The 3,336-nt window shown below is 39.4% G+C and carries 2 protein-coding genes; both read right to left on the bottom strand.

Features of this window, described 5'->3' with window-relative positions; translation table 11 throughout:
• Positions 1–288: 288 nt before the first annotated feature.
• The gene (gene ltrA / locus ACSVDD_RS29815) at positions 289–2,052 is read right to left on the bottom strand and encodes a group II intron reverse transcriptase/maturase (RefSeq protein ID WP_510167022.1); all 1,764 of its coding nucleotides are present in this window, start codon (positions 2,050–2,052) and stop codon (positions 289–291) included.
• 893 nt (positions 2,053–2,945) lie between these two features.
• The coding region (locus tag ACSVDD_RS29810) for a DUF3854 domain-containing protein (protein WP_510167021.1) at positions 2,946–3,336 on the bottom strand (391 nt) is incomplete at its 5' end.

The raw sequence follows: 3,336 nt of genomic DNA, 5'->3' as shown, positions 1-3,336 counted from the left end.
ATTCGACTAAGAGAGAACCCTTCAGGGCGTTACCCCATCATTTGATTCTTCGATATAATCCTTCAGTTCCGACAGGAACTGTCTGACCTTTACCTGAGTATTGTGGCCAATCTCAATTTAAGCCAGAAACATTTCGCACAACATTACGTTAGCAATAGGTAAGCGTTTGAAGTAATCTCCGGCTTTTCCCCTGCTCCGCACGGAACGTGCCAGTTTCCAAGCATTCCGCGGTCCATCTAGCGATGGTCTTGTTAATTATAAGTTTCAAGTTACTCTTGTTGACTTGGGTTATTTGACATATTCTAATTCACATTTTTCCCGATATTTATTAATTTTCTGCAGCATCGGTTCTGTGATGCCCAAATTTTTCATGAGTGTATTCATCTTAACTGTATCTGTCATATGGATAATTTTATGTACATCTTTATGGAGGATACGAAGGTTGTTAAACTTGTCGCTACCACCAAGTTGTAAAGGAATATAGTGATGACAGTGCACATTATGTGCTTGGAGAAATGAACCTGTGATTTCACAGTTTCCATTTTTCATACTGTAACGGCTAATCCTATTATCCATATATTCAACACTGCGTGACGGGATGTTTGATTCCATCAAAAAGGCTAATTCTTGCCTAATATTCTTATGCAAATTCTTATAAATCCTCGAACGGCCATCTACCGTGAAGGGGGTTAGACTCTGTGTGAAACTAATAACGTTTTTGGTCTGAACGTTCGCGAGAGGAAAAAGATGAATACCAGCAATTTCATAAGTCTTGAATCCAACGCTATAAAATTTCTTATAGGTTGGAGGCGGATTTGTTGGATGTGCATATTTCCCGACAGGCTTAAGACGGTTATACATCATTGCACGTATTTCGTAAGCAAGACGTGAGAACGCTAAGTTGACGTGTGTTGCTCTATTAAAGTAGTTATGCAACCCTAAGACAAAACTATTAAAACGTAAAGCATTCTGGGCTGTTGGTGAGGAACGGAGTAATTCGATTCGTTTCTTCGCTTCAGCCTTTATTTTCTGTATTTTCTCAGCTCGAACAAAAGTGTGAGCTACTCGTTTTTTACCTTTACGGTTTGCACGTATGGTGAAGCCAAGGAAAACAGATTCATGTTTACGTAGGTTAATAATCTTTGATTTTTCTGGTGAGATATCAAGTTTTAGACGTTCTTTTAGAAAAAGCTTTACTGCGTGATACCATCTCTCGCCCGTTTTATAATCTCTACAGAGTATTTTGAAGTCATCAGCATATCGGACTAAATAACCTTCTTTTAGGCGAGTGCGCTTTTTAGCGAGAAGTTCACCTTCCCTAGTCTTAAATGATTTGTGAAGGGGGAATAGTTCCCATTGATTCGCCACCCATAGATCCAATTCATTTAGCACAATGTTCGAAAGTAACGGTGAAAGTAAGCCGCCTTGCGGCGATCCTTTTGTCGGGATTCCTTCACCATCTATCTCCGCTTTCAACATTTTAGATATACAAGCAATTACTTGTCTGTCTCTAACGCCTAAATTCCATAGTTGTTTGACCAGCAACGTATGATTGATATTGTCAAAAAAACCTTTAATGTCAATATCTACAACGTAATGGAGTTTTGAATGGTTAACGAGAAATTGAACTCTTGCCATAGCATGGTGAGTAGACCGTAAAGGTCTGAATCCGTAATTATGATTGTAAAAGTGAGCTTCCGCAATTGGCTCCAGCACTTGTTTAAAACATTGTTGAATTATCCTATCGAGTATACAAGGAATGCCTAGAGGTCGCATTTTGCCATTATCTTTTTCTATTAGTTTCCGTCTTACTTTCTTCGGGCGATAATTCTTGAGCTGTTTTTGTATTTTTTCAATTAACTCGTTCTCAGTCAGATTTTCAATGTCCAAGATGGTTTTCCCATCTGTACCTGGTGTCTTCGACCCTTTATTTGACTTGATTGTGCGATACGCTAATAAGATGTTGTTCCTCGACGTGATGATGTCGTATAGATAATGGAATTTTTCTTTATTTTCGGCTCGTTGATGTAAGTCTGTAAAGGTGTCGGTCATGTTGTAATAATCCCAGTATCGTAGAGTTTGCACTGTGGCATCATTCCTTAATGAAGTGATGTTCCCACATTCTTACCCGACCGGTGCAATGCACGTTTGAAAAATAATTATTAACTATCACTAGACTTGGGGCTGTTCCTCCATCTCCATTACAGAGGCTTCACTAGTCGTACCCCTACCCTCATAAGGACAAATGCATTTCGTAGTTTTACTTATAGCAACCGTTTCGGGTGACAGCCCTTCGAGCAACGTCCCTTACTTTCCAAGTACCTTATAACCTAGCTATCAGTTCTAAACTTAGGTGCTTCCTGTAGGCCTGTGAGCTGGATACCGCCATTGTTCGGTATAACATGTTTCAGAGGGGCAATTTTTACTCCACATCACTCACCCCATCGTCAGATGGGACAATAGTTTCCTATTGCTCATAACTCTAGACCTGTACTTCCGGAAGTTCGTCTGTTCTTTTTCACAAGAAAATTCTCACCATATCTAGTTTTTCAGCCATCCGGCATATCCATTAGCATACCTATTCCTGAGGGAATGGCTTCAGCCTTTGTTCTGCCGACTTCACCTGTGCTCCAAACCCCATAATCTGTCTATTATGACGCATGCAGGAGTATCAATGGGATAGTTTCAAAATACGTGGTTTTATCATTCCTATCCTCGGTTATAAAGTTAGGATTTTCATAGAAATCCCTTGTCGTTTCACACATTTGCGCTTATGACAAAACTTGTCGCGCTGCCCCGTTAGTGTAAGTGTAATGCTTCACAAACTTGGAAATTAAAAAGTCCTTCGAGATAATTATCTCAAAGGACTAACCAGCTTTCCAAAGAATTTTGACAATTTTTCCAAAGAATCTTGACAAATTTCCAATTAATTTTGAAAACCTACATCAAAAAAGTGTTTTTATATGTGGTCTTTTGTTCTGAATCATCAAATCATCGATTCCTTTTCCATCTTCTTCATTCCAAAGAATTAGGTTTGCTCTGAACCCTTCCTCTTTTAGTACCTTTGCACATTCAAGCAAATGTTTCTTTACCTGGGGGTTCGATACCGCGTCAGCATCGAAACAGATATTAACCTGCTCCACTCCCATTTCTTTCATTATTGGGATTGCTAATCTCCAAGCACCGACTCCAGGCAGTGCTAAAAAAGTGTTTCCGATGTCTTCTACTTCCAGCGGATCATATAATTTCTCAATACAATCAGATGCAATATCGCATTTTAAAGGACCTTCTGAAAGCCATGCTGTCCTAACATTAAGTAAATCACCAGTCTGCCAG

The organism is Azospirillum terrae, from assembly GCF_053470425.1.
Note: the sequence above shows the minus strand (reverse complement) of the source record. Positions and strands in the feature narration are given on the sequence as shown.

Coding starts and splice junctions, on each gene's coding strand:
- ltrA (WP_510167022.1), bottom strand. CDS start 2,052: ATGACCGACACCTTTACAGACTTACATCAACGAGCCGAAAATAAAGAA.